The organism is Paraburkholderia sp. RL17-383-BIF-A (assembly GCF_046028015.1).
In the GTDB taxonomy this organism is placed as follows: domain Bacteria; phylum Pseudomonadota; class Gammaproteobacteria; order Burkholderiales; family Burkholderiaceae; genus Paraburkholderia.
Genome location: NZ_JARESR010000011.1, coordinates 137,384 through 163,436, shown reverse-complemented (window position 1 = coordinate 163,436; position 26,053 = coordinate 137,384). Strand labels below are relative to the sequence as shown.

Annotated in this window: 22 protein-coding genes and 1 pseudogene; 16 read left to right on the top strand and 7 right to left on the bottom strand. The window is 62.7% G+C overall.

The features are described from left to right. The first annotated feature begins 17 nt into the window (after positions 1 to 17). The 3 genes from P0D71_RS15640 (at position 18) to P0D71_RS15630 (ending at position 5,432) form a co-directional block, all read left to right on the top strand. The gene (locus tag P0D71_RS15640; protein WP_408480881.1) at positions 18 to 2,828 is read left to right on the top strand and encodes an MGH1-like glycoside hydrolase domain-containing protein; all 2,811 of its coding nucleotides are present in this window, start codon (positions 18 to 20) and stop codon (positions 2,826 to 2,828) included. 160 nt (positions 2,829 to 2,988) lie between these two features. Beyond that, positions 2,989 to 4,596, top strand: coding sequence for a glucose-6-phosphate dehydrogenase (zwf, locus tag P0D71_RS15635; protein WP_408480879.1), 1,608 nt, complete (start codon positions 2,989 to 2,991; stop codon positions 4,594 to 4,596). Between the two features lie 35 nt (positions 4,597 to 4,631). Continuing rightward, positions 4,632 to 5,432, top strand: a complete 801-nt coding sequence (locus P0D71_RS15630; RefSeq protein WP_408480877.1) for an ROK family protein — start codon at positions 4,632 to 4,634, stop codon at positions 5,430 to 5,432. Between the two features lie 42 nt (positions 5,433 to 5,474). On the opposite strand, the gene P0D71_RS15625 is transcribed toward P0D71_RS15630, so the two are convergent. Continuing rightward, positions 5,475 to 6,470 carry an aldo/keto reductase gene (locus P0D71_RS15625; protein ID WP_408480875.1) on the bottom strand — a complete coding sequence of 332 codons (996 nt, stop codon included), beginning with the start codon at positions 6,468 to 6,470 and terminating at the stop codon, positions 5,475 to 5,477. Positions 6,471 to 6,923: 453 nt separating this feature from the next. Here P0D71_RS15625 and P0D71_RS15620 point away from each other — a divergent pair, with 453 nt between their 5' ends. The 6 genes and pseudogenes from P0D71_RS15620 (at position 6,924) to P0D71_RS15595 (ending at position 17,037) form a co-directional block, all read left to right on the top strand. Further along, a complete protein-coding gene (locus P0D71_RS15620) occupies positions 6,924 to 9,110 on the top strand; it encodes a TonB-dependent receptor (RefSeq protein WP_408480873.1) in 2,187 nt (728 codons plus the stop codon). A gap of 67 nt (positions 9,111 to 9,177) precedes the next feature. Continuing rightward, entirely contained in the window at positions 9,178 to 9,861 is a 684-nt protein-coding gene (locus P0D71_RS15615; RefSeq protein WP_091805578.1) for a Fe2+-dependent dioxygenase, read from the top strand. Further along, on the top strand, positions 9,858 to 10,580 hold the full coding sequence (locus P0D71_RS15610) for a PepSY-associated TM helix domain-containing protein (RefSeq protein ID WP_408294870.1): 723 nt from the start codon (positions 9,858 to 9,860) through the stop codon (positions 10,578 to 10,580). Before P0D71_RS15615 ends, P0D71_RS15610 begins: the two co-directional genes overlap by 4 nt. Before the next feature lie 317 nt (positions 10,581 to 10,897). Further along, positions 10,898 to 15,844 (top strand): annotated as a pseudogene (locus tag P0D71_RS15605) (response regulator). Positions 15,845 to 15,965: 121 nt separating this feature from the next. Continuing rightward, positions 15,966 to 16,655 carry a nitroreductase gene (locus P0D71_RS15600; RefSeq protein ID WP_408294876.1) on the top strand — a complete coding sequence of 230 codons (690 nt, stop codon included), beginning with the start codon at positions 15,966 to 15,968 and terminating at the stop codon, positions 16,653 to 16,655. A gap of 70 nt (positions 16,656 to 16,725) precedes the next feature. Next, on the top strand, positions 16,726 to 17,037 hold the full coding sequence (locus tag P0D71_RS15595) for a high-potential iron-sulfur protein (protein WP_408480871.1): 312 nt from the start codon (positions 16,726 to 16,728) through the stop codon (positions 17,035 to 17,037). A 52-nt stretch (positions 17,038 to 17,089) separates the two neighbouring features. On the opposite strand, the gene P0D71_RS15590 is transcribed toward P0D71_RS15595, so the two are convergent. Both P0D71_RS15590 and P0D71_RS15585 read right to left on the bottom strand, forming a co-directional pair. After that, positions 17,090 to 17,440: a DOPA 4,5-dioxygenase family protein gene (locus P0D71_RS15590; RefSeq protein ID WP_091805594.1), complete on the bottom strand. Its 351-nt coding sequence runs from the start codon at positions 17,438 to 17,440 to the stop codon at positions 17,090 to 17,092. A 35-nt stretch (positions 17,441 to 17,475) separates the two neighbouring features. Continuing rightward, positions 17,476 to 17,949 carry a GNAT family N-acetyltransferase gene (locus tag P0D71_RS15585; RefSeq protein ID WP_408294880.1) on the bottom strand — a complete coding sequence of 158 codons (474 nt, stop codon included), beginning with the start codon at positions 17,947 to 17,949 and terminating at the stop codon, positions 17,476 to 17,478. 397 nt (positions 17,950 to 18,346) lie between these two features. On the opposite strand from P0D71_RS15585, the gene P0D71_RS15580 reads away from it, so the two are divergent. From P0D71_RS15580 to P0D71_RS15550, 7 genes are all read left to right on the top strand, one after another. Beyond that, positions 18,347 to 18,682, top strand: a complete 336-nt coding sequence (locus P0D71_RS15580; protein ID WP_408480869.1) for a hypothetical protein — start codon at positions 18,347 to 18,349, stop codon at positions 18,680 to 18,682. 114 nt (positions 18,683 to 18,796) lie between these two features. Further along, a complete protein-coding gene (locus P0D71_RS15575) occupies positions 18,797 to 19,069 on the top strand; it encodes a DUF1488 family protein (RefSeq protein ID WP_091805600.1) in 273 nt (90 codons plus the stop codon). Positions 19,070 to 19,939: 870 nt separating this feature from the next. After that, positions 19,940 to 20,413, top strand: a complete 474-nt coding sequence (locus P0D71_RS15570; RefSeq protein ID WP_091805603.1) for a hypothetical protein — start codon at positions 19,940 to 19,942, stop codon at positions 20,411 to 20,413. Between the two features lie 269 nt (positions 20,414 to 20,682). Continuing rightward, positions 20,683 to 21,036, top strand: coding sequence for a YciI family protein (locus P0D71_RS15565; RefSeq protein WP_408185874.1), 354 nt, complete (start codon positions 20,683 to 20,685; stop codon positions 21,034 to 21,036). A gap of 147 nt (positions 21,037 to 21,183) precedes the next feature. Beyond that, positions 21,184 to 21,597 carry a YciI family protein gene (locus P0D71_RS15560; protein ID WP_091805609.1) on the top strand — a complete coding sequence of 138 codons (414 nt, stop codon included), beginning with the start codon at positions 21,184 to 21,186 and terminating at the stop codon, positions 21,595 to 21,597. A gap of 117 nt (positions 21,598 to 21,714) precedes the next feature. Then, the gene (locus tag P0D71_RS15555) at positions 21,715 to 22,122 is read left to right on the top strand and encodes a VOC family protein (RefSeq protein WP_408480867.1); all 408 of its coding nucleotides are present in this window, start codon (positions 21,715 to 21,717) and stop codon (positions 22,120 to 22,122) included. 3 nt (positions 22,123 to 22,125) lie between these two features. Beyond that, positions 22,126 to 23,400 (top strand): RNA polymerase sigma factor, encoded by a 1,275-nt coding sequence (locus P0D71_RS15550; RefSeq protein ID WP_408480865.1) that lies wholly within the window; start codon positions 22,126 to 22,128, stop codon positions 23,398 to 23,400. A 36-nt stretch (positions 23,401 to 23,436) separates the two neighbouring features. Here P0D71_RS15550 and P0D71_RS15545 read toward each other — a convergent pair whose 3' ends face one another. The 4 genes from P0D71_RS15545 to P0D71_RS15530 all read right to left on the bottom strand — a co-directional run bounded on the left by P0D71_RS15545 (position 23,437) and on the right by P0D71_RS15530 (position 25,944). Beyond that, positions 23,437 to 24,129 carry a class I SAM-dependent methyltransferase gene (locus tag P0D71_RS15545; RefSeq protein ID WP_408480863.1) on the bottom strand — a complete coding sequence of 231 codons (693 nt, stop codon included), beginning with the start codon at positions 24,127 to 24,129 and terminating at the stop codon, positions 23,437 to 23,439. 188 nt (positions 24,130 to 24,317) lie between these two features. Further along, positions 24,318 to 24,935 (bottom strand): LysE family translocator, encoded by a 618-nt coding sequence (locus tag P0D71_RS15540; RefSeq protein WP_408480861.1) that lies wholly within the window; start codon positions 24,933 to 24,935, stop codon positions 24,318 to 24,320. A 61-nt stretch (positions 24,936 to 24,996) separates the two neighbouring features. Continuing rightward, entirely contained in the window at positions 24,997 to 25,575 is a 579-nt protein-coding gene (locus tag P0D71_RS15535) for a DUF4337 domain-containing protein (protein ID WP_091805624.1), read from the bottom strand. Between the two features lie 192 nt (positions 25,576 to 25,767). Continuing rightward, a complete protein-coding gene (locus tag P0D71_RS15530) occupies positions 25,768 to 25,944 on the bottom strand; it encodes a DUF1427 family protein (protein ID WP_408185880.1) in 177 nt (58 codons plus the stop codon). Positions 25,945 to 26,053 lie beyond the last annotated feature (109 nt).

Genomic DNA, 26,053 nt, shown 5'->3' with positions numbered 1-26,053 from the left:
GATGCAAGGACGTAGTCATGCCACCGCTGCGCGCTGCCAATCTGCTCGCCACCATTGAGGGTTCACGGCTCCATTCGGCCGACTGTGCGCATTGGCAGCGCTGGGGACCGTATCTCAGCGAGCGTCAATGGGGCACCGTGCGCGAGGATTACAGCGCGGACGGTACAGCGTGGGACTCGTTTCCGCACGACCATGCGCGCAGCCGCGCTTACCGCTGGGGCGAAGACGGCATTGCCGGATTCGGCGACGACAAGCTGAGCTGGTGCATTTCGCTCGCGCTCTGGAATCGCAAGGACGCGATCCTGAAGGAGCGCCTGTTCGGTCTCACGAATGCTCAAGGTAATCACGGCGAAGATGTGAAAGAGCTGTACTTTTACGTCGACGGCACACCGACGCATTCGTACATGCGCATGCTGTACAAATACCCGCATGCCGCCTATCCCTACGAAGACCTCGTGCAGGAAAACGCGCGACGCGGCGGCGACATGCCGGAGTACGAAATTCTCGACACGGGCGTGTTCGACGATTTACGCTACTTCGACGTGCAGGTGGAATACGCGAAACACGCGCCGGACGATATCCTCATGCGCGTGACCATCGAGAACCGCGCGGACCAGGCGGCCTCACTGGATGTGCTGCCGCAAATCTGGGCGCGCAATTCCTGGTCGTGGGAGGAGAACAAGGACAAGCCCTCGCTCGTTGCCGGCGCGGACCACAATGGCGACGCGCATGTGGTCGGGCATCAGCATGGCCAGGAGCCGATCGTCGTCACGGCATGGTCGAAAGACGCGCCGGTGACATGGCTCTTCTGCGAGAACGACACCAACGTCAAGCGTCTCTTCAATACGGACGGCGCGGGTCCGTTCAAAGACGGTTTCAACGATTATCTCGTGCACGGCGATGAACACGCGATTCGCCGAGACGCTGGCACCAAGGCCGGCGCGCATGCTGCGATCGAGCTCGGACCCCGTGGACGTGCGGTCGTGTACATGCGCTGGCGTCCGCAGTCGAGTCCCGACGACGTGCAACTCGACGCCGACGCGATATTCGCGCACCGCATTGCCGAGGCCGACGAGTTCTATGGCGCGTTGCAGCACGATATTACCGACCCCGACGCGCGCCTGGTGCAGCGTCAGGCGCTCGCCGGCATGCTGTGGTCGAAGCAGTACTACCAGTACGACGTGCAACGCTGGCTCGAGGGCGACCCGCTTCAGCCTGCGCCGCCTGCAAGCCGCAAGCATGGCCGCAATATGGACTGGCGGCACTTGTGCAACGCGGACATCGTGTCGATGCCCGACAAGTGGGAATACCCGTGGTACGCGTCGTGGGACCTGGCGTTTCATGCCGCCGCGTTCGCGCTGATCGACCCGGCGTTCGCGAAGCGGCAATTGCTGTTGCTGGTGAAGGACCGCTATCAGCATCCGAACGGTCAGATTCCTGCGTATGAGTGGGCGCTCGGCGACGCCAATCCGCCGGTGCATGCGTGGGCCGCGTGGCGCGTGTACGAAATCGACCGCGCGCTCACGGGCAAGGGCGATCGCGATTTTCTCGAACTCGTTTTCCACAAGCTGCTGCTGAACTTCTCCTGGTGGGTGAACCGTAAGGACGCCGACGGCCACAACATTTTTCAGGGCGGCTTTCTTGGGCTGGACAACGTCGGCATTTTCGACCGCTCGTCGCCGCTACCGACCGGCGGCCACATCGACCAGGCCGACGGTACCGCATGGATGGCCGCGTACGCGCTCGACCTGATGCGTATCGCGCTGGAACTCGCGTACGCCAATCATGTTTTCGTCGACATCGGCGTGAAGTTCTTCGAGCACTTCCTGTATATCGCGCAAGCCGTGAGTTGCGACGACGGCTGCGATACCGGCTTGTGGGACAGCGAGGACGAGTTCTTCTACGACAAGCTGCGTTTGCCGGACGGCAGCAGCGTTCCCATGCGCCTGCGCTCGATCGTAGGGCTGATTCCGCTGTTCGCCGTGCATGTGCTCGAAGAGCGTCTGCATGGCGGCTTGCCGTGTTTGCGTGAGCGGCTTGTCTGGTTCCTCGAACATCGTCCGGATCTGGCGAAGCTGGTTTCGCGCTGGAACGAGCCGGGCAAGGGTAACTCGCTGTTGCTCTCGCTATTGCGCGGGCATCGGATGAAAGCATTGCTGCGCCGTGCGCTCGACGAAAGCGAATTTCTCTCCGATCACGGCGTGCGAGCGCTCTCGCGCGTTCATCGCGATCAGCCGTTCGTGTTCAATCACAACGGCGACAGTTTCACCGTGAAGTATTTGCCGGCCGAATCCGATACGCGCGTGTTCGGCGGTAATTCGAACTGGCGCGGTCCGGTCTGGATGCCGGTGAACTATTTGCTGATCGAATCGCTGTATGAATTTCATCGCTACTATGGCGACGATTTCAAAGTCGAGTATCCGACCGGCTCGGGCCAGGCGTTCACGCTGAGCGAAATTGCAGACGAGCTGGCGCGCCGGTGTACCACGCTGTTTCTCAAGAACAAGGACGGCGAGCGTCCGGTCATGGGCGCGTATCCGTTATTGCAAACCGACCCGCGTTCGCGCGACCTGATCCTGTTCCATGAGTATTTTCATGGCGATACCGGGCGCGGCGTGGGCGCTTCGCATCAAACCGGCTGGACCGGTCTGGTCGCCTTGTTATTGCAGCCGCGCGTGATGGGCGCATCGGGCAACGTGCCGTTGCCGGGCGAAACGGATCGGGAGCCTGTGGCGGCTTCATCGTCGGCGCAAGCCACAGCGGCGGCGCGGTCGCTCGAGCCCGCGCCGGCATCCGCACCCGAGCCCGCGCACGCATCGGCGAAGTAGTGCGCGGCGGCGCCGAGTCTATGAGGTGAGCGAGGTTACATAAGCCCTACAACATCGCACGGCGAACAGGGGCGCGCGGCGGTTTTTGAACTGTGTGGGTTCAAGCGTGGTCTTTCATGTATCACCACGTTCGTTCCATTGGTTTCCAAAAGTGAATCCCATGTCGACTACACCGAATAACCGAACATCCGCTCGCCCCGCCGCCAGTCAACAGCCGAGTTGCAAAGTCAGCGCGAGCCCGCAGCAAGCGCCGGCTTCTCCGGCTGGCAAGCGGCCCGCGCCACCTTGTACGCTGGTGATCTTCGGCGCGGGCGGCGACCTGACCAAACGGCTCCTCATGCCGGCGCTCTACAACCTGGCGGTGGACAGCCTGCTCGACGGCGGGATGAAAATCATCGGGGTGAATCATGGCGAACGCGAGACGAGCGAGTGGCGCGAAGACCTGCACAAGTCACTCGAACAGTTTGCCGCCGACAAAGCCAGCACCTTCCACGCCGGCAAGCTCGACGACCAGGCGTGGGACTGGGTTGCGCAACGGCTCGAATACATGGCCGGCGAATTCGAAACCGACGATGTCTTCGCGAAGCTCAAGCAAAAGATCGAGCAAGCGCCGGGCGCTAACGTGATCTTCTATCTCGCGGTCAGCTCGCGGTTTTTTAAACCGATCGTCGAGCGTCTCGGCAATGCTGGCCTGCTGAACGAGGGCGACAGCGGCGGCTTCCGCCGGCTTGTGATCGAAAAACCGTTCGGCACCGATCTCGCTTCGGCACGCGATCTGAACGCGCATATTCTGTCGTACGCAAAGGAATCGCAGGTCTATCGCATCGATCACTTTCTCGGCAAGGACACCGTGCAGAGCATTCTCGCGGTGCGCTTCGCCAATGCGCTGTTCGAACCGATGTGGCGGCGCGAATATATCGACTGCGTGCAGATCACCGCTGCGGAGACGATCGGCGTCGAAGGGCGCGGCAAGTTCTACGAACAGACCGGTGCGTTCCGCGACATGGTGCCGAACCATCTGTTCCAGTTGCTCGGCATGGTCGCCATGGAGCCGCCCAATTCGTTCGATGCCGAGGCCGTGCGCGACAAGAAGGCTGAGATCTTCGACGCCATCCAGCCGCTGACCCCGGACGACGTCGTGTTCGGTCAGTATGCAAAGGGCCCGGCGGGTGTCGGCTACCGCGAGGAGCCGGACGTCGCGCCGGACAGCACGACGGAAACCTACGCAGCGGCACGCGTGTTCGTCGAGAACTGGCGTTGGGCCGGCGTGCCGTTCTATCTGCGCACCGGCAAGCGCTTGGCCGCGCGTCGCACGGAAATCTCGGTGCAACTGAAACCGGTGCCGTTCCGCCTGTTTCGTGACACTCCAGTGGACGCACTTACGCCTAACGTGCTGACCTTGCGCATCGATCCCGCGCACGGCACGAGCTTCGACTTCAACGTAAAAACGCCGGGGCCGGTCATGCAAGTCGGGCCAGTGCAGTCGTCGTTCGACTATGGCGACTTTTTCGCGGAGCGGGCGAACGTCGGCTACGAGACCTTGCTCTACGACTGCATGCTCGGCGACGAGACGTTATTTCAGCGTGCCGACAGTATCGAAACGAGCTGGTGCGCGGTGGACGACGTGCTGCATCCGAAATCGGGCGGTGCGATGCCGGTGCATGGTTATGCGGCCGGCAGCGAAGGTCCCGCGGAAGCAGACGCGCTATTGGCGCGCGACGGTCACAAATGGCGGCCGTTGAAACAGGACGCCGTTCAGAAGAAGTAATCCGACGAGCCGCACCAACACAATCGGGGGACACCGTGGCGACACGTAAGACGAAAGTGACAAGCAGTACCGAGCGAATTCTGGCGATTGACGTTGGTGGCACGGGTTTGAAAGCCGCGATCATCGACGCGGACGGCAAGATGAAAACAGAGCGCGTGCGAGTGGCGACGCCGCATCCGTGTACGCCGGATCAACTCGTGGACGTGCTGGCGACGCTGGTCGCGCCGCTCGTCGAACAGGAGCCGCCTACGCTGATGTCGATCGGCTTTCCGGGCGTGGTGCGCAACAACCGTATTCTGACCGCGCCGCACTTTGGCGTCGAAGGCTGGCACGATATTCCACTGGCTGATTCACTGGCACAGCGCCTGGGCGGATTGCCGGTTCGTATGATCAACGACGCCGAGATGCAGGGTTTCGCTGCGATCCAGGGCCAAGGCCTCGAATTCGTGCTGACGCTCGGCACGGGCGCGGGGACGGCGATGTTTCGCGACGGTGAGCTGATGCCCCATCTGGAGCTTGCGCATCACCCGGTCAGCAAGAAGGGCGTGGCTTACGACGAATACATCGGCGAGGCGGCGCGTGGGAAAGTCGGCAACAAACGCTGGAACCGGCGCGTTCAGAAGGTGATCGGGATCCTGAGTGCGCTGGTGAACTACGACAAACTGTGGATTGGTGGCGGCAACGCCGCGCGGCTCAAGTTCGATCTGCCGGCCAACGTGGCGACCGTTTCAAACGATGCCGGCATTGAAGGCGGCGCGCGTCTATGGCATGCAAAGTCCATGCGTGAATCGCGGCAATTGCCGGAAGCCAATCAACGGACGGGCCGCTTCAAGTGATCTTCGCGCGACGCCTGCCGCCCTCGCGGCAGGCGGTTGCGCTTAACGCGCCGCGTCGCCCCAACGATATTCCACGCTCGCTTCGTCGAGTTGCGTCTTGATCTGCGGATCGAGCACGAACTCGGACGCCGCGAGCGTATCGCTCAATTGCTCGGCGCGGCTCGCACCGATAATCGCGGATGTGACGAGCGGGTTCGCCAGCACCCAGGCGAGCGAAACCCGCGTCAGCGATTCACCGGTCGGCGCCACGATGGCTTTCAATTGCTCGATCGTCTCGAACTCGCGTTTGTGCCAATACCGCTGCTGATACATCGCGCCGGCCTTGCCGACGGTTTCGGTGAAACGGCCGGACGTCGGCGTCGCATCCAGTTGATGCTTGCCCGTGAGCAGTCCACCCGCGAGCGGGTTGTATGGCATCACGGCCAGTTGCTCTTCGTTTGCGAGAGGCAGCAACTCGCGCTCGATCTGCCGGAACAGCAAGTTATAGCGAGGCTGAACGGAGACGAAGCGCGCCACCCGCAGAACATCGGCGCGGCCCAAGGCGCGGGCGAGCCGATACGCGAGAAAATTCGACACGCCGATATAGCGCGCCTTGCCTGATCGCACGATCACGTCCAGCGCTTCGAGGGTTTCGTCGAGCGGCGTATTCGCGTCGTCGGAGTGAAGCTGGTAGAGGTCGACGTAGTCGGTGCCGAGGCGCTGCAACGAGGCGTCGATGGCGTCCAGCAGATGTTTGCGCGACGCGCCTTGATCCCACGCCGCGGGTCCCATCTTGCCGACCGCTTTCGTCGCCAGAATGAAGCGGTCGCGTTTGCCCTTCAGCCAGCGCCCGACGATCTCCTCCGTGCGACCGGCAATATTCTCGCCGCCGCCGAGCGGATACACATTGGCCGTATCGATGAAGTTCACGCCGGCATCCGCCGCCGTGTCGAGTATGCGATGCGAGTCATCTTCTTCGGTCTGCAGGCCGAAGGTCATCGTGCCGAGACACAGGCGCGAAACGGTCAGGCCGGTGCGGCCGAATTTGCGATATTGCATGGTCAACTCCGGGGGATGAACGGAACAGTTCAAGATGCAGTGTTGCAAAAAGGATAAACCGTGTCGGGAATTGATGCCGGCTGCGATCGCTGTAAACCGTTAGTAAGTTGAAAGCTTCGGTTCGGTGTGTTTTGAACTTACAAGCCAGAAAGCCTTTTATTTCAATGCAAGTAACATTACTGAAATGTAATATTCAGGCATAACTCGAACGCATTAAATTACATAAGCCTTTCAATCGTAAAAAATAGAAACAATTCCGTTACGAGGGGTAAGCGACGCTGCGATTGATGCGGTTTTATGCGTGTGGAATGATAGCGATTCTCATTTAACAGCAGCCAGCCATCCCGTCATCGGTGCCGTGCGCACGAGACCGGCAGCCAGCCAATTGCGAATTTGTCATTGATTCCATCTCAGGTATGCGAATCGGGCAAGCGCATCTCTGACGGGATTTCCATGTTCAACCACACGCCGCTTGCGACAGCGTTAGCGCTAGCTTTTGCCGTTCCTTTTGCGACTCCGGCGGTCGCGCAGACCGCTCCGCAAACCGCGTTGCCAGCCGCCTCGCCGGCCGCGGCGACCACCGCCGACAGCCATACCTTGCCGACCATCGGCGTCTCGGCGCAGGCTGAACAACAGGACTTCCAGGCAGAGCGGTCGACGGTCGGTGCAAAGACGCCGACGGCGCTGCGCGATATTCCGCAGACCGTCACGGTTATCAACAAGGCCGTGCTGCAATCGCAAGGCGCGACCTCGTTCCAGGACGCGCTGCGCAACGCGCCGGGCGTGACGATCGGCGCGGCCGAAGGCGGTCAGATCGGCAACAACATCAACCTGCGCGGCTTCACCGCACAGAACGACATCTATCTGGACGGTTTCCGCGATCGCAACCAGTACTATCGCGACACGTTCGACCTCGAAGAAATCGAAGTGCTGTACGGTCCTTCGTCGATGCTGTTCGGCCGCGGTTCGACGGGTGGCGTGATCAACCAGGTCAGCAAGAAGGCGAACCTGAAGGACTCGGCGGAAGTCACGGGCATGATCGGCACCGACGCCAAATATCGCAGCACCGTCGATGTGAACCATAAGCTGACAGAGACCTCGGCGATTCGCCTGAACGCGTTCGGCCAAAGCCTCGGTTCGACGCGCGACGAGATGAAGAACAAGGACTACGGCATCGCGCCGGAAGTGCGCTTCGGGATCGGCACGCCGACCGAAGTCACGATCTCCGCGCTGATCCAGCACAACTACGACATGCCTGACTACGGCGTGCAGGCGTTGAACGGTCACCCGTCGCCGGTGCCGAAGAACACCTTCTACGGCTTGACCACCGACCGCACGATTCAGGACGTGCAGACGGTCACCGCCGCGCTCAAGCACAAGTTTTCGGACAACCTGATCCTGACCAACCAGACGCAGTTCTCGCACTCGATGACCGACGCGCGCGAAACCGCGCCGCAAGCGGTGCTGACGGGGCCGCTCGCCAGCAGCACCGCGTTGACCAACGGCAATTACACGACGTTGTCGCCGTCGCAACTGTTCATCAAGTTGCAAAGCCACGACCGTGTGATCGAGAACCACTCGCTGTACAACGACACGATGCTGCAATACAAATTCGTGACCGGCCCGATCAAGCACGACCTGATCGCCGGTGTCAGCCTCGGTCACGACAGCTATTCGAACCAGGCGTACACGCGTAACAATCTGCCGGTCGTTTCGATGGTGAATCCCGCGTATCTGTCCACGCCCGCAGGTGTGACGACGACGGTCGGCAACCATGCGGACTCCGGGTCGAACGAAATCGGCGCCTACCTGAACGACACCGTATCGATCGGCCAGCAATGGAAGGTGATTGGCGGCTTGCGTTGGGATCGCTTCCAGGCGCAGATCCACAACACGATCAGCCTGCCGGGCTACGCGACGCAAACCAATTTCTTCACCAGCGTGCGCGCCGGGGTCATCTATCAGCCGACCGACTGGCAGTCGTACTACGTCTCTTACGGCACGTCGTTCAATCCGTCCCTCGAAGCGCTGACGGTGACCAACCTTACCCAGAACCTCGCGCCCGAGTCGACCAGATCGTACGAAGTCGGCGCGAAATGGGATCTGCTCGGCGGCAATCTCTCGGTGACGTCGTCATTCTTCCGCCAGGAAAAAACCAACGCGCGCACCCAGGTGTCGCCGACGGAATACGAGCTGGACGGCGACGTTCGCGTAGACGGATTCCAGGCCGGGGTGACGGGCCACATTACGGACAAATGGCAAGTGTTCGGCGGCTACACCTACATGGACGCCATCATCCTGAAGGCGCGCGACGGCACGCAAGGTCACGTGCCGGCCAACACGCCGCGTAACACGCTGACGTTCTGGACTACCTACGCGTTCACGCCGCATTGGGAAATCGGCGGCGGTCCGACGTATATGTCGCCGCGTTACGCATCGAACACGAATTACGTGCAGGTGCCGGGCTACACGCGCTGGGATGCGACCGCGGCGTATCACGCGAAGAAATACGACGTCCGCCTGAACCTGCTGAACCTGACCAACAAGACGTACTACGACGCGTTGATTCCGTCGGACGGCGGCCGTTCCGTACCGGGTATCGGACGCACGTTGCTGGCGACGTTCGATTACCGCTTTTGATGCACGTTGAACGGGTGCGTTAGGCTTGCCGTTTTCGAAGACGGCAAGTCGACGCAAAGGAACCATCATGTTGCTGCACATTCCGAATGTACTGAGCGCCGAGCAGTTGCGCGTCGTGCGCGAGCGGCTCGACAATGCCGGCGACGCGTGGGTCGACGGCCGCGCGACCGCGGGCTATCAGGGCGCACCGGTCAAGCGTAACCAGCAGATTGCCGAACACACGCCCATTGCGCGCCAACTCGGCGACGTGATTCTCGCGTCGATCGAACGCAATCCGCTGTTCATCAGCTCGGTGCTGCCGAACCAGGTGTATCCGCCGCTCTTCAATCGTTACGAAGGCGGCATGCAGTTCGGCAGTCATGTCGACGGCGCCGTGCGAGTGCTGCCCAACGGCGTGAAGCTGCGCACCGACGTCTCCGTGACGCTGTTCATTTCAGACCCCGCCGACTACGACGGCGGCGAACTCGTGATCGAAGACACGTACGGCGTGCAGCAGGTCAAGCTGCCGGCGGGCGACATGATCGTCTATCCGGCGACGAGTTTGCATCAGGTCACGCCGGTCACGCGCGGCGTGCGCGTCGCGAGTTTCTTCTGGGTGCAAAGCCTCGTGCGCAGCGATACGCAGCGTGCGATGTTGTTCGACATGGACACCGCCATTCAACGGCTCAATGCCACCAACGCCGACGACGCCGCACGCCGCAGCCTCGTCGGCATCTATCACAACCTGTTGCGTAACTGGAGCGAACCGTGAGCGCACCCGAGGCATTCGACATTCAAGCGCCCAGGGGCATCGACCGCGCGGCCCGCGAGCCGCAGCGCCTTGACGGCGGCGAGTTGAAGGCGCGCCAGCAGCGCTCGCGCCGCGCCACCTTCATCAAGTGGCTGCGCAAGGTGCATGGCTGGGTCGGTTTGTGGGGCGCGGCGCTGGGTTTGCTGTTCGGCACCACGGGGTTTCTGCTGAATCATCGCGGCGGTCCGCTCAAGGTATCGACCGGCGAGCCGCAGGTCGCGGTGTTGCAGGTGCCGTTGCCGCAACCGGCGCCCGAGACGCCACGCGATCTGGGCAAGTGGCTCAAGCATGAACTGAAACTGGCGGGCACGCCGGGGCGTGTTCAGAAAGAGCCTGCGCATCCGGTCGCTTGGGGCGAGCGCAGCGTAGTCCAGCCGGAGCACTGGCAGCTCAATTTCGCGTCGCCCCGAGAGAACACGTCCGCCGAATATTGGGTGGGCAACGGTTACGTGACGGTCAAGCGCAGCGAGAACACGTTCCTCGCGGTGCTGACTAATCTGCACAAGGGGGTGGGCTTGAGCGTCGGCTGGGTGCTGCTGATCGACACGCTGGCCGGTAGCATCATTCTCTTGTCCCTTACCGGCGTTCTGCTCTGGACGGAGTTGAACAAACGCAAGACCGTCGGCGCGGTGTTGGTGCTGGGATCGATCGTCGCCGCGGTATGCGTCGGGTTGCTGTAAATGCCGCTGCGGGCAGGGCGTAATCCCGGAGAAATCCGCCGCCTTGCCTGACTCGCGCTCGGGAAGATCGCCTTTCCAGAACATTGCACCGAGGTACGTTTTACCGGCAGTTCAAGCTCCCCTCGCAGTATCCCTTCCACGCTGCCAGCGTTCCGCTCGGCACACGCTCTCCGGCGCGGCGAAAGGCCCGCTCCGCGCGTCGTCTCAACTTCCTCCGGCATCCGTCTACGTGCGAGAATCGCGCTACATCAATTGCGCGTTAACGTTGGCTATCCATTGGATCAGGCACCGCTTTTGCAACCGCGGTCCGCACGACTATGAGCCACCGCGTCGAGGAGATCGCGTTGAACGAGCCGGACCGCTTCTTATCGGATGCATTGCCCGCCGACCTCGCCGCGCCGTCATTCCTTGCCGGCGGCGGCGAACTGGGCGCGCTCATCCGCGCCTACGACTGGACGCAGACGGCGCTCGGCGCGCCCGACACCTGGCCGCAAGGGCTGAAGATCGCGATCCGCATCATGCTCACATCGCGTCAGCCGATCTGGATTGGTTAGGGCGACGAGCTGATCTATTTTTACAACGACCCGTACAAATCGATCATCGGCGGCAAGCATCCGGTCGCGCTCGGTCAACCGACCAAGGTCGTCTGGCGCGAAATCTGGACCGATATCGAGCCGCTTCTGAATACCGCGCTGGCCGGCGCGGAAGGCATCTTCGTCGAACAGAAGCTGCTTATCATGGAGCGCAACGGCTTTCCCGAGGAGACGTATTACACCTTCTCGTACAGCCCCATTCCCGGCGATGACGGCGAACCCGGCGGCATTATCTGCGCCAACAGCGACGGCACCGCACAGGTGGTCGGAGAGCGGCAGTTGGCGCTGCTCAAGGAACTGGCGGCGGTCAGCCCCGACGGCCGCGACTGGCGCGAAGCATGCAAGCTCAGCGCGCGTGCCTTGCAGTCCAATCTGCAAGATCTTCCATTCGCCTTGCTGTACGCCGCCGAACCCGGCGGCGACACGGCCACGCTGGTCGGTTCGAGCGGCATCGAGCCGGATCACCCGGCGGCGCCGCGGACAATCAAGCTCGACGGCGACTCGCTCTGGCCGGTCGGCGACGTGATGGCGATCCAGGCGCCGCAACTGGTGCGTGATTTGACGCAGCGATTCGGCACCGAGATGCCGCGCGGGCCGTGGCATCTCACGCCGCAGCAGGCGGTCGTTCTGCCGGTGTCGGCCGGCGGCGAGGCGACGCAAGCCGTGGTTCTGATCGCCGGCCTGAATCCTTGCCGCCTTTTCGACGACGCCTATCGCAGCTTTCTGAACCTGAGCGCCGGCCAGATCGGCGCGGCGATCGGCTACGCGCGCGCTTACGAGGAAGAGCGGCGGCGCGCGGAGGCGCTGGCTGAAATCGACCGCGCGAAAACCACGTTCTTTTCCAACATCAGCCACGAATTCCGTACGCCGTTGACGCTGATGCTCGGCCCTCTCGAAGAACTGCTCGCCAAGCCGCAACTTGCCGCAAGCGGTGACAGCGCGCGGATGGGCAGCGATATCGAGGACCGCGCGCTGATCGAGATCACGCACCGCAACGGCTTGCGGCTGCTCAAGCTCGTCAACGCGTTGCTGGATTTTTCGCGCATCGAAGCGGGACGCATGCAGAGTCACCCGCAACCCACGGATATCGCGTCCTTCACGGCCGAACTCGCGTCGCTGTTTCAGTCCGCGATCGAGACAGCGGGCCTGCGGCTCGAGGTGGAGATTCCGGCCACGCCCGTGGTCGTGCAACTCGACCGCGAGATGTGGGAAAAGGTCGTGATGAACCTGCTGTCCAACGCATACAAGTTCACGTTCTTCGGCACGATTCGTGTCGCGGTTCGCGAGGTCGTCGGCGGTGGCGTCGAGGTTAGCGTGACGGATAGCGGGATCGGCATTGCCGAAGAAGAAGTGCCGCGCCTCTTCGAGCGCTTTCATCGCGTGGCGGGCGCGCCCGGGCGCTCGGTCGAAGGCAGTGGCATTGGGCTCGCAATGGTGCAGGAACTGGTGAAGCTGCACGGCGGTACGGTGCGGGTCGACAGTGCGCTGGGCCAGGGGGCGTGCTTCACCGTCTCGCTGCCGCGTGGCGCCGTGCAGTCCCAGTCCGAAGACTCAGCCGTGCATGCTGCCATGAGCAAACACGCGCGCACCTATGTCGATGCCGCGTTGCGCTGGAGTCCGGAGAACGAAATCCTCACCGATGCGCCAATCGATGCGAAGCCGGCCGGCGAGGAGTCGCCCGACGCTGCGCCGGTCGCTGCCGCGCGGCTCCTGGTCGTCGACGACAATGCGGACTTGCGTGATTACATGAGCCGCATTCTGCGCGCGGCAGGGCACGACGTGCGTCTTGCGACCGACGGCCAGGCCGCGCTCGAAGCCGCGCGCGAGGAGCGTCCCGATCTGGTGCTCTCCGACGTGATGATGCCGCGCCTCGACGGCTTTGGCCTGCTGCGCGCACTGCGCGCCGATCCGGACCTGCGCGACACGCCGGTGTTGATGCTGTCCGCCCGCGCGGGCGAGGAAGCACGCGTGGACGGCATCGAGCACGGTGCCGACGACTATCTGACCAAGCCCTTCTCGGCGCGCGAACTGCTGGCCCGCGTGTCGGGCAATCTGCAACTCGCCCGCTTGCGCCGCGAGACCGAGATGAAGCTGCGCGAGGAATCGCGCACGCTGGAGATTCTCAATCGCGTGGGCTCGACGGTGGCGGCCGAACTCGATCTGAACCGCGCGGTGCAGATCGTGACGGACGCGGCCACCGAACTGACCGGCGCCGCATTCGGTTCGTTCTTCTATAACGTGCTCGACGACAAGGGCGGCAGCTACATGCTGTACACGCTGTCCGGTGTGCCGAAGGAAGCGTTCGAGGGCTTTCCGATGCCGCGCAACACGGCGGTGTTCGCGCCGACGTTCAAGGGCGAAGGCATTGTTCGCGTCGACGATATCACTCAGGATCCGCGCTACGGCCACAACGTACCGCATCGTGGCATGCCGGAAGGCCACCTGAAGGTGCGCAGCTATCTGGCCACACCCGTGCAGTCGCGTAGCGGGGAGGTGGTCGGCGGCCTGTTCTTCGGCCATCCGGAGCCTGGCGTATTCACCGAACGCGCCGAGCGGATCGTGGCCGGTATCGCCGCGCAAGCGGCCATTGCCATCGACAACGCGCGTCTGTACCAGGCCGCGCAAAGCGAAATCGCCGAGCGCGCCAAAGCGCAAAGCGCGCTGCACGATCTGAACGAAACGCTGGAGCGCCGTGTGATCGAGACGGTGGCGGACCGCGACCGTCTGTGGGAGTTGAGCGAAGATCTGCTGGTGGTGGCCGATATCGAAGGCCGCTTGCAGCGCGTGAGTCCGTCGTGGAGCAATGCGCTCGGTCATAACATGCACTGGCTGATGTCGCGTTCCTACGTCGACCTGGTTCACCCGGATGATGTCGCGGTTGTCAGCACGCATCTGGCCGAATTGCGTCGTACGGGCGTGCCGGTGCGCTATGAAAACCGCTTCAAGCGGATCGACGGTACGTGGCGCTGGGTCGCGTGGACACTCGCGCTCGATCCCGACACGGCGCGCATTCACGGCGTGGGTCGCGACGTCACCGCCGACAAGGAAACCACCGAGGCGCTGCGCCACGCCGAAGAAGCGCTGCGCATGGCGCAGAAGATGGAAGCAATCGGCAAACTCACGGGCGGCGTCGCGCACGACTTCAACAATCTGCTGCAGGTGATAGGCGGCAATCTGCAACTGCTGGCGAAAGACGTCGCCGGTTCCGAGAAGCCCGAGCAGCGCGTGCGCAATGCGCTGGCGGGCGTGGCCCGCGGCGCGAACCTCGCCTCGCAGTTGCTGGCGTTCGGGCGACGTCAGCCGCTCGCGCCGAAGGTCGTCAATCTCGGCCGCTTCGTGCGCGGACTCGACGACATGTTGCGACGCGCGCTCGGCGACGGCGTCGAAATCGAAACGATCGTGTCGGGCGGCTTGTGGAATACGCTGGTCGATCCCTTCCAGGTCGAGAACGCGCTGCTGAACCTCGCGATCAACGCGCGCGACGCGATGAACGGCCACGGCAAGCTCACGATCGAAGCCGGCAACGCCGCGCTCGACGACGCCTACGCCAAGCGCAACGCGGAGGTCACGCCGGGCCAGTACGTGATGCTGGCCGTCACCGACACGGGCGCCGGAATGTCGCCGGAAGTACGCGAGCGCGTGTTCGAGCCGTTCTTCACGACCAAGCCCGAAGGTCAGGGCACCGGCCTCGGCTTGAGCATGGTGTATGGCTTCGTCAAGCAGTCGGGCGGCCATGTGAAGATCTACAGCGAGGAGGGGCACGGTACGACGATTCGCATCTATCTGCCGCGGGTGCGCCAGCAGGAAGACCTCGAAACGAATATCGACGCCGGTCCCGCGAAGGGCGGCACGGAAACGGTTCTGGTGGTGGAGGACGACGAGGAAGTGCGCACGACGGTGGTCGAAATGCTGTCCGATCTCGGCTATCGCGTGCTGAAAGCGAAAGACGCGCAAAGCGCGCTCGCGATCGTCGAAAGCGGCGTGCCGATCGACTTGCTGTTCACCGATGTGGTAATGCCCGGCCCGCTGCGCAGCACCGAACTCGCCCGCAAGGCGCGCGAACGGTTGCCCGCGATCGCGGTGCTGTTCACGTCGGGCTATACGGACAACGCGATCGTGCATTCCGGGCGGCTCGATGAAGGCATCGAATTGCTCAGCAAGCCCTACACGCACGAAGCATTGGCGCGCAAAGTCCGATACGTGCTGCAAACGCAGAATCCACTGGCGGCCGAAATCGCCGAGGCCGAGCAGCATCTTCTCGAGGTCGATCCGCCTGCCATGCCGGATAGCGCCGGCAGTTTCGCGGCTCAGACGCGGCCAAGGATTCTGCTGGTGGAAGACGACGAACTGATTCGCGCGAGCACCGCCGAATTGCTGCGCACGTTCGACTTCGACATTCTGGAGGCCGAAGGCGAGCACGACGCCAGGCAGATTCTCAGCGAACATGCGATCAGCGTGATGCTCACCGACGTAGGGCTGGCGGGCAAGTCGGGCATCGATCTGGCGCTGGAGGTGTGTAGCGAGCGGCCCGATCTGCGCGTCATCTTTCTGACCGGCTACGACCTCGTGCTGACGCCGGAGCAGCGCAAGGTCTTGCCGCACGCCATCTTGTTGCGCAAGCCCTATGATCTGCTCGATCTCATCGATGCGCTGAAAACGCCGCTCGGCTGAGGCCGCCGCGTTAGACCTGTTGAAGCAGGGCGGCAGTTGCCGGCCTGTCAGCGAAGAAGGTGGCGCTCGCGCTAGAATTCCCGCAGACCGCCACAACCGTTGGCTCTGCCGGAATTCGCCGATGACCACATCCGATAACGCCGTCGACACCGCGCTCATCACGCGGCGTTCCATTCGCGCCTTTCTGCCTACACCGGTGCCACGCGGCGAGATCGAAGCCATTCTCGAAGCCGCCAGCCGCGCGCCGTCGGGCACCAATACGCAACCGTGGAAAGTCTATGTGGTGACGGGCGAGTCGCTCGCGCGCCTCTCGCGGGCCTTGCTCGCCGCCCACGACGACCCGCAGCGCGACGCGCTGTACCAGGAAGAGTATCCGTACTACCCGCATCAATGGGTGTCACCGTACATCGACCGGCGCCGCAAAATCGGCTGGGATCTGTATGGCCTGCTCGGTATCGGGAAGGGCGACAAGGCGCGCATGCATGAGCAGCATGCGCAGAACTACCGCTTCTTCGGCGCACCGGTGGGCTTGTTCTTCACCATCGACCGGGTATTGGAGCGCGGCAGCTGGCTCGACTACGGCATGTTCCTGCAGGCGATCATGACGGCCGCGCGCGGACGTGGTCTCGATACCTGTCCACAGGCTGCGTTTACGCCGTTTCATCGCGTGATTGCGGCACACCTCGGCCTGCCGCCCGAAGAACAACTGGTGTGCGGCATGTCCCTCGGCTTTGCTGACGAAAGCGCGCTGGTCAACACGTTGCGCACCGAGCGTGAACCGGTTGAGCGGTTCACGCGATTTCTCGATTGACGGCGCTTGATCCCACTTGATTGCACTTGATCGCGATCGAGGCACGCCTCCCACTTTCCATCGGACCCATATGAAAACATCGCGCCGCCATTTTCTGCTGCTCGGCGTGAGCGCGGGCTCAGCGCTCGCACTCGCCCGTACCGCTTTCGCCGAGACCGCGAATACGCTCAGCGAAGCCGATCCGAAGGCGCAAGCCGTCGGCTATAAGGAGGACGCCTCCAAGGTCGACAAGGCGAAATTCCCCGGCTACGCCGCCGGACAGAATTGCGGCAATTGCTCGCTGTTCCAGGGTAAAGCCACCGATGCATACGGCGGCTGCACGCTGTTCGGCGACAAACAGGTCGCCGCGCGCGGCTGGTGCAGTTCGTATTCGAATATGTGAACCGCAAGCGGCGGCGCGCGGTTCGATTCGCTGCGCGCCGCGTTCGAAGCCGTTAGCCCAGCGCGCTCAGCACCAGTTCGTGCGAATGGCCGATCCATACGGCCGCGTCGCGGTGATCGCGCAGTGCGTCGCCGGTGTTGGGGTGCAGGAAGATATCCAGCGAGCCGTGATTCAGCGTGAGCCAGCCGACCAGGTCGGCGAACTGGTCCTGCGTAAATGCAAGCTGATACGACCACATGGGATGCGGTCCGACCGGGCGCTCGTGAAAGCGGCCCATTTGCAGCTTGCCGCTCCAGTGCGCTTCGATCTGCTCGCGGAAGGTCCACGCGGCGTCGCGGGTGCTCGCATCGAAATACACATGGGCGTGCCAGCTAGCGATGGCGGAAGTGTCGCGAAAGGTCATGGCAGGTCCGTTACGTATCAGTCTTTATCCGACATTCATTCTGCTTCAATTTCCGCCGACGCGCGCGGCGCGCGCCTCATGTAAAACTGTCTCCCATCTTTGCCGACGATCTCGAAGCCGAGCCGCTCGTAGAGCCGCATCGCGGGATTGCCTTTGAGCACCTTGAGGGTGACCGGCAATGCGTCGGCCTGCGCGGCGCGCAACACCCAATGCAGCGCGCGTTCGCCGATGCCGCGCCCCTGAAGTGCCGGCGTGATCTGCAATTGCACGACGACCCATTCGGCGCCGGTGCGATGCGCCTTGAGCAAACCGGCCGGTTCGCCGTCGATGCAAATTACGCGCGCCGTGTCATAACGATGCAGCAGACGCGCGCGATGCTCGGTATCGTCCGACGGTTCGCCAACGCGCGCGAGGTGCTCAGTCATGGTCGCCTTGCGCAGTTCGAACAGGAAGGGTATGTCCGAGTCCAGCGCCGGGCGCAGGGTGAAGCCGGGTTCTTGAGCGGGCATGTTGGTCACGTTGCCGGTGTGCCGGCGGCTAGTAATAATGGTCGTGAATTGTCGCGCCAGCAGCGCTTTTTTACCACGCGGTATGTGTGTGCCTCTCGATTTTGCCGTGCGCCAGTCGCGCCAATGCCGCCAGTTGGCGGTCCGCGCCGCCGCGCAATCGCATGCTGTCGCGTGGCTCGCCTCAGGCGTGATCGGCATTTGCGGCGCGCCAGAGGCACGGTGTCGTCAGGTCGCGTTGCAGTCGCCACGGTTCACGCGATGCGTTGTGCCCTCGTTGGCATGCGCTTTGCTTTTGCCTCGTGCGCAAATTGCTGGCGCGGGCGGCCTCGAAGCCGCACCGTCAACAAAAAAACGCCAACCTGGCATAACAACGAAAATGCTGAATACGAAACCACACATGGTCACGCACGGGGTCGACGGCGACGCGATGACGCTCGTCTTTTATCCCGACACCGGTTGTCTGCGCTTTGTCGATGCGCGCGGCATTTGCCACGAGCTTCGGCCGCCGCATTCCTGGTTTGCGATTTCGTCCGCATCGCGCGGCGCGCGCCGTAGCGCGCAAGCCATGACGGAAGGGTTGAATGCACTGCTGCATGAGTTCTGCGCGAAACGTCCGCGCTGGTTGAGCGGTTCAGCGCGCCGACCGTCGCATATGCCGTTGACGCTGTCGACGCACGCGCCGGTTCACGGGACAATGGCTCAGCTCACAACGAGCGCGGCCGTGGCGCGATAGGGTGCATTTGATCAGCCGAAAAACTCAGCGCGTGGCTTTGCGTGTGTATTCAGTTTCTTTCGGTGTCGTTCGTTCAACTCGGCGAGCGGCTTAACGAACTTTGCGAGGTGGGCTATGGAGATTATCGAGCTTGAGCCAAGCGTCTCGGCAGACGGACGCGCGGTGATTTTCCAGCTTTCGACGCGAGGACGGGACCTTGAGTGCGCCGTCACGCGTGAGGCCTTGGAGCAGCATTTCTGGCTGCAACGCGACGCCGGCGAGGAGCGCGTATTGAAGACTTTCGCGGACGGGCGCAAACGCATCACCGCCGTGGCGGAGAGAAAGATGCTGGCGCGTCCGGGCGAAAAAGTGCTGCTGACGATCAGCGACTTCGTCGCTCGGGGTTGATGACCCTGCCCGATGCGAACGCGCGTGTCGTCCACGCGGTGTCGCGTCGGTTAATCGCACCCACTCAAAAATGAGTGAGCGACGGCGAAGGCGCCGTCGCTCATGTCTGAGGAAATCGGCCTGTTACGCCGATTCGCCAAACTGGCCTGCCAATTCCCCTCGCTTCGCGCAATTGCATTCGCAAGTGCCGGCATACACTGTTTTCCATGGCGCGACAAATCACCGAGCCCATCGACGCGGTCTTCCCCCGCGTTGTTTTGAACCGTACCGTTGATGGCAGTTTGCCGCGGTTGTGGTACGCGGCAGGGCAGTAAAGCAGTAGGTAAGAGAAGCAATGCAAACGGCGCGCGATCCATGAATTAGCGCGTGAATCAGCAGGGGGTTGCAGTCAGGCGATGTTGAAGGCGAAGGACCCGGCTGTGATGCAGCAGTAGTTCAAGAAACAACAGCTTTTCGCAGATGTAGTTCAAGTAGCAACTCTGTTAGTTTGTGGTGGTGAAGGTCGGCAAGCATCCACGCGCGAGTACGACTGTTCCATCCTGTCCGACCCTGTTCCTTCGCGGGAACAGGGTTTTTTTTCGTCTCGTTGCGCGGCAAGGCTTGCAATCGGCGGGTTCGAACCGATATGCCGGCGTTGCACTGCGTTTTTTGTGGCGGCACCGGACAAGCGGCCGGCTGCGCGCTGTGAGGCACGCTGCATCTAAACAGGACTTGAGGTCGTTTAAGTCTGTCTTAATAGTTGCTTGCCATGATGGCCACACAGACTCGCTTCGGGCCTGTCGAGCCGCCGGCGTATCGGCGGCGATTGCCACCGTTGAACGCAAGAATCCGGTGGCGAAGCCGAGAGTTAGAGAAGGAGGTTGAACCGATATGTCCAGTAAATCGCGAGTCCGCAAGCACAACCAGCCGGCCATGTCCCCGCTGTTGCGTGCGCTGACCTATAGCCGCACCGCTCATGAGCCGGTCACCGCGGCGATGCTTCTGCAGTGCTACACCGCCCTCGATGCATTCCGCCACGGCCACGGCTCGCGGAATCTGCACATGACCTTGAGCCGGCATTTACTGGTGTCGCAAGAGCTTGCGCGGCTCGGTCTCGGCGAGGACGCGATTGCCGACATTGAAAGCGCACATGCCGCGATGGTTCAACTCGACGCGCGTGAACTCGGCGAAGGCGCATGGGCTTTGGAAGACGGCGAATACGCCCGCTTGTGCACGGCGCTGGAGATTCTCGACGCGCAACTGTCCGTGGCATCGTTGAGCGAGATTGCGAGCGCGGAAGCGAAAATGATTGAAGGACTGATGAGGTCCGCGCAGGTGCAGGCAATTGCAGAAGCTGCTGCCTGAGGAGCAGGGCGGCCTGGTTAGGCTCTTTCCTTTCTAGTTCGCGCAAATGAAACGCCCCCATGGGGCGTTTTTTTCACACCTTGCATCGACGTGCGGATATTACGAGTCTCCGTAAGGCGCCCATTCGGCCGCCATGCCGGCGCCGCATCTGGTTTGCTGGAGTCATCCGCGCTTGTTAGACTGCCTCTCGCCAACCGGCCGTGAGCGCGATTTCTCCCTCTTACGCTTCCAGGGCGTTCACGTTTGCGACGCGATCAATCGGAGACGCCATGTCCTATATGCTGCTCATCGTCGAACCCCCGAATCAACGCATTGAACGCGGTGAAGCTGCGGGCCGCGAAGTCTACGACCAGATGGTCCGTTTCGCCGCCGATCTGAAAGAGCGCGGCAAACTGGTCGCGGTCGAGTCGCTCACGTCCGCAAGCGACGCGGTCCGCGTACAGGTCCGCGACGGCCAGCCGAAACTGCTCGACGGCCCGTTCGCCGAAGCCAAAGAGATGATCGGCGGGTTCTTCCTCCTCAACTGCGATACCCGTGAAGAAGCCGTGGCTATCGCCCAAGCCTGCCCGGCGGCCACGTGGTGCACCGTCGAAGTCCGCAAGCTCGGACCTTGTTTCGCCTAGGCGATACGCGCATCGACAGCGTTGTCTCGGGGTTTTCCCTGGTGGGTCGGCAGGCGTGTCGATCAGGCCGCGCGTTGCTCGTCGTGTGAGTAAGAAGCCTCTCAGTTTGTGTGGCTTTCCCTCTTACAACGAATTGGAGTAACGGCGATGCGATTCATGATCCTTGTAAAAGCGACGGCCGCGAGCGAAGCCGGCGAGATGCCGGAAGCGTCCCTCATGGCCGCAATGGGCGCGTACCACGAAGAACTGGCGAAAGCCGGCGTGCTGCTCGACGCCACCGGTCTGCAACCGAGTTCTAAAGGCTGGCGCATACGCTACAGCGGCGGCAAGCGTTCGGTGGTCGACGGCCCGTTTGCGGAAACCAAGGAACTGCTTGCCGGCTACACGCTGATCCAGGTGCGTTCGCGTGAAGAGGCCATGGAATGGGCGCGGCGCTTTCCGGCGCCGTTCGGCGAGCAAGCCGACGGCGAAATCGAAGTGCGTCAGTTATTCGAACTCGACGACTTCGAGCCCGGCCCCGAGCTGGACCGGTTCCGCGAACTGGAAGCCGGCAAACGCTGAGGCGGGAACGGAAACGCGCTGAACGCGGCGCAGGGCTGCTGACGCGGCGCAACGGGCGCACTGAGCGTAGTGCGTGGTGAGAGCCGTGCGACCGCCACCTCATCAATGGACTCCAACATGCATAAGCAGATCTACGTCAATCTCGCGGTGAATGACCTCGAACGGTCGAAAGCCTTTTTCAGCGCGATCGGCTTGAGGTTCGAGCCGCAATTCACGAACGAGCAGGCGGCCTGTCTGATCCTCGGCGAAAACATCTACGCGATGTTGCTGGTCAAGGACCTGTTCAAGTCGTTCACGCGCAAATCGCTGTGCGACCCGAAGGAGAGCACGGAGGCGCTGGTGGGCCTGTCTTGTGAAAGCCGGGAAGAGGTGGATGCGCTGGTCGCGCGAGCACTCGCCGCGGGCGGCACGATACCGCGCGCGCCGCAGGATTATGGTTTCATGTATGGGCATGGCTTCGAAGATATCGACGGCCACATCTGGGAGCTCATCTACATGGACCCGAACGCCAAGGCGGCGGGCTGACGCGTGACGACGGCAGCCACCCACCGTGCCATCGAGGCAGTCTGGCGGATCGAATCCGCCAAGGTCATCGCCCACGTCGCGCGAATCGTGCGTGACGTGGGGCTCGCCGAAGAACTGGCGCAAGACGCCCTGGTGGCCGCGCTCGAACATTGGCCCGACGCGGGCGTGCCCGACAATCCTGGAGCGTGGCTGATGGCGACCGCAAAGAACCGCGCCCTCGACCGCTTGCGGCAGGAAGCGCTGCATGCCCGCAAGCATCAGGAGCTGGGTCACGATCTCGACGCGCTGGAGGCTCATCTCGTGCCCGATTTCGTCGATGCCCTCGATGCCGCCCGCGCCGACGATATTGGCGACGACCTGCTGCGGCTGGTGTTTACCGCGTGCCATCCGGTGCTGTCCACCGACGCGCGGGTCGCGCTCACCCTGCGCCTGCTCGGCGGCCTCACCACGGACGAAATCGCGCGCGCGTTTCTCGTGCCGGAGCCGACCATCGCGCAGCGTATCGTGCGCGCCAAGCGCACGCTCTCGGCCGCCAAGGTGCCGTTCGAAGTGCCCCAGGCGGACGCGCGCGCGCCGCGGCTCGCCTCGGTGCTGCAAGTCATCTATCTGATCTTCAACGAAGGCTATTCGGCCACTGCCGGCGACGACTGGATGCGTCCTGCGCTATGCGAGGAAGCGCTGCGGCTTGGCCGTGTGCTGAGCGGTCTCGTACCGGATGAGAGCGAAGTGCATGGCCTTATCGCGCTGATGGAGATTCAGGCGTCGCGCACGCATGCACGCACGGATGCGCGAGGCCGCCCCGTGCTGCTGCTCGATCAGGACCGCAGCCGCTGGGATCCACTGCTGATCCGTCGCGGGCTCGCCGCGCTCGACAGCGCGCATGCGTTGGGCGGCGCGAGCGGCCCCTACGCGCTGCAGGCGGCGCTTGCAGCGTGTCATGCGCGTGCGCGTCGCGCGGACGATACCGACTGGGTGCAGATCGTCGCGTTGTATGACGCGCTGTCACAGGTGGCGCCGTCGCCGGTGGTCGAGTTGAATCGCGCGGTGGCGGTCGGCATGGCGTTCGGCCCGGCTGCGGGACTGGAGATCGTCGATGTGCTGGCCACCGATGCCGCGCTCGCGAACTACCACTGGTTGCCGAGCGTGCGTGGCGATCTGCTGGCGAAACTCGGCCGCGTGGATGAGGCGCGTGCCGAATTCGAACGTGCGGCCGGTATGACGCGCAATGCGCGTGAGCGCGAATTGTTGCTCGAGCGTGCGCGCGGCATTGCACATTGAGTCTTGCCGCGTAAAGCGCCGATGCAAGCCGCCGTATCAGACGGCGCACGCCCTAAGCAGATAGAACTCCCGCGGGCCATACTGCTGCGGCGGGTCGCTGAGCGGTTCGACGAAGCGGGTGATGCCGATCCGATCGAAACCCGCGGCCACGCAGGCGGCCTCCAGCGCCGTTGCGTCATGCACCGTAAAGCCGTACTCGGCAAAGGGCATCTCAATCGCGGCACCCGGCGTGATGGCCGCGATCACCAGCGTGCCGTCCACTTGCAACACGCGGCGAATCTCCGCCAGGCCGGCGGTCACGTCGGGCCAGAAGTACGTACTGTTGATCGTGACTGCCTTGTCGAACGAAGCGGCGGCGAACGGCATGGCGGCGACGTCCGCGGTTTCGAGCCTGACCTGGCCGTCGCGCACGAAAGCCGCGTTGCGGCAACGAGCGACGGCGATCATGGTAGGCGATAGATCGATACCGGTGAAACGCAGCCTCGCGGCCTGATCGAGCACGTAGGCGATATGCCCGCCGTTGCCGAGGCCAACTTCGAGCACGCGCTCGTTTGCGTGCAGATCGAGCAGATCGAATGCCGTTTCGATAACCGCGCGATTCGAGCGTTCCAGCATGTCGCCGACCGCTATGCCGATCTTGCCTGCCGGGCAGCCGAGCTGGGGAAGGAGAATGTTTGCTTCGAGGTTGGCGGTCGTCACCTCGTCTGACGGATCAATAGTTTCTCTCACAGCGATTCCTCCATGACAGATCGTGCCGGATGTGACGTTCGCTGTAGGGGTGCGAACAGTAATACGGCATCCTTAATTTATGTCATGAAGCTGCGCCGTGCTTATCTCTTTATTGCTGGCGCTGATGGAGGCGAGACTGCGTGCAAAACAGTATTTAACACGCGTCTCGAGATTAGGGACTGCTGAAGCTACCGTATCAATTGACGCACACCCAACGCGACGATCAGCCCGCCGCAAACGCGGTCGATCCATGCCTTGCAGCGGCGATAGGCGCAGGCAATCCGCGCATGCGACAAGGTGAGCGCAACGAACCCGTACCAGCTGCTTGCCACCACGCACACCATGCCGAGCATTGCGGCAAACGTGCCGACGCCGACGTGCGCCGGCATGGCGGAGGAGAACACCGCAGCGAAGAACGCCATCGACTTCGGATTCGCGATGTTGGTGGCAAAGCCTTGCGCGAATGCCTGACGGAAACCGCCGCTCGCCGCATGCATGCTGCGAGCCGGTTTGCCCGCCGATGCATTGACGATCAGACGTCCGCCGAACCAGATCAGGTAGCCGGCGCCGGCCACCTTGACTGCTAGCGCGAGCCACGGAAAAGCCGTGAACACAATGCCGACGCCGAGAATCGCGCAGCTTGCCCAGAACAGATTGACCAGCACGATGCCGGCGACCATCGCGAGCGCTTCGACTCGCGTCGCCGATGCGGCCTTATGCGCGACCGCGACGAAGTTCGGGCCGGGGATCACCACGCCGGCCACATACACCGAAAAAACGCCTAGAACGGCGGACCCATCAATCACGCTTCACTCCCTTCATTTGCGCCGCGCAGCCAACCACGGCGGCTGTGCGGTCCTTGATCCATCAAGCCGAGAAAAACGCCAGGGCGCCGGTGATCACGCCCGCTCCCGCCACCACGAACGAGAGATTGCGCAGCCACTTCTTGCGGGTCAGCAACGTGATGGCGCACAGGGCGATCGCCACCTGGATCAGCGTGGTGGCCTGTGCCCAACGATGATGGCCGTGCAGAAGCGTTTCACTCTTCACGTCGTTATCGACGACTTCCTTTTCTATGGCTTCGGCCTTCGCGCGAATCGGCTCTTTCTGCTGCTTGTATTTATCGACGTCGGCGAGGAATTTCGCATGCGCGTCGGTATTCGCGGCGGAGAGCGCCGCGCCGAGTTCGGCGAGGTTCTGCTTCTCGCCCTTCGCCTGGTAATAGTTCCACTGGTTCGACGCTTCGGTCTTTTTGATCGCGGCTTCGTTCTTGTAATACAGCGCGAGGTTTTCGCTGTTGCCGCTCTGATAGGCGCACAGCGCACCAATCGTTGCGAGGATGGCCGTGATCACGGCCATGCGGCTTGCGAACGGGTCCGCGTCGTGATGGCCGGCGTGTTCCACGGCATGGTCGTGCGGACCATGTACTTCGTATTCTTCAGGCATCTGATTCTCCGAGGCGAAGCTTTTCTTGTCATATCCGGGCAGCGCACCGGCCCGTCGGGCCTCAATCTTAGCGTGTGACGCACGGTGACGGAAAAGGGGATGGCCTGGCGAGCCTGAAGAAGTGTCCGGGTTGGCTTGACTCGATCGATGCGCTGACTTCAGCGCAAGCAACGCGCGGCGGCTTGAAGCAGGTCAGTGAACGCCCGCGGCAAGCCAGGTGCGGACGAACGGAATCACATGTTCGCCGCCCAGCATGCCGAGCAGTCCGACCAGCGCGACGGTCGGCGGCGCGGGCGACTTCACTTCCATTACGCTGTAGAGGAGGCCGACCACCGCTCCGGCGGCCAGCGAGATCAAATACGCTTTCATGACTGTTGTACCCAGGTGAGAAGCCGCGTGACAGACCACTCGAAAAACCACGTGAAAAGCCACGTGAAAAGCCACGTGAAAAGCCACGTGAAAACGGGCCGCCACGCCC